Source organism: Chloroflexus sp. MS-G, from assembly GCF_000735195.1.
Classification (GTDB): Bacteria; Chloroflexota; Chloroflexia; order Chloroflexales; family Chloroflexaceae; genus Chloroflexus.
The window spans coordinates 1-890 of sequence record NZ_JPIM01000245.1 but is presented as its reverse complement, the minus strand read 5'-3'; the positions used below and the strand labels follow the sequence as shown (position 1 = coordinate 890).

The window sequence follows — 890 nt, the reverse complement described above, 5'->3', positions numbered from 1 at the left end:
GTGATATGGCCGCAATCAGTTGCCGATACGAGCAGATTGTAGTCATTGAGATCATTGTGGATCGTCGTATGTTCTAGGCTGAGCAGTTGTGGTTTAAGACGGAGATACGTTTCCAATACTGCTGCAATGAGTTGACGGCGATCAGGGTCGTGAATGACCGTCAGGTGTTCGTAAGCCCATTCTGCCTGGAGAAGATTCCACTTTAACGGTCGATTCAGTTCTGGATGGGTAAAACTGAGTAACGCGAGATCAAGTCGGGCTGCCATTTGCCCCAAACCGGTACGCAGGGCTGCTGTTTGTGGCCGGAATGTGGCATAGGTTTCGCCCGGCAGCGCAGAAATGAGCCAAACGTATCGATCATGTTCGTTGACGTACATTGCACCGGTCGCTGTGCGTATAAGGCGCGGTACCGGTAGATCAGGGGCGAGTGTAGCCAGATGTTCGAGCACCATACATTGCAGTTCGACGAACGCTGGATCACAGTCTGGTCTCATCACCTTAAGGACATACCGCGTTTCGTCGGTTGTGGTTACCAGTAGATTGAGATCGTATTCTCCGGGTAAAGGGGTGAGACTGCCGGTGATACGGTAATGATCGGCAAGGGTGTCTTTCCACGACATAGAGTGTACTCCGTATGATTGATCTGACCGATCATACCATAGGAGTGGATAAAGAGTGACAGGGCGGGTTGAGACCTGCCCTGTCGATGTGCTTCACACTGCTAACGGACAATCACTGACGGTTCCGTACCCCCTCCGATCACCACATGATTAATGGCACAAAGATGCGATGGGTTTGAGGAGCTGGCCCTGTTGCCGTCGCCGTCGGGGTCGCCGTCGGTGTGTTAGTCGCCGTCGGTGTGTTGGTCGCCGTCGGCGTGTTGGTCGCGG

The 890-nt window shown here is 53.4% G+C and carries 1 protein-coding gene; it reads right to left on the bottom strand.

Annotated elements, in window-relative coordinates:
* Positions 1–620 (bottom strand): phosphotransferase (locus JE47_RS0120210; RefSeq protein ID WP_031461465.1); only part of this gene is annotated, 620 nt, incomplete at its 3' end.
* Positions 621–890 lie beyond the last annotated feature (270 nt).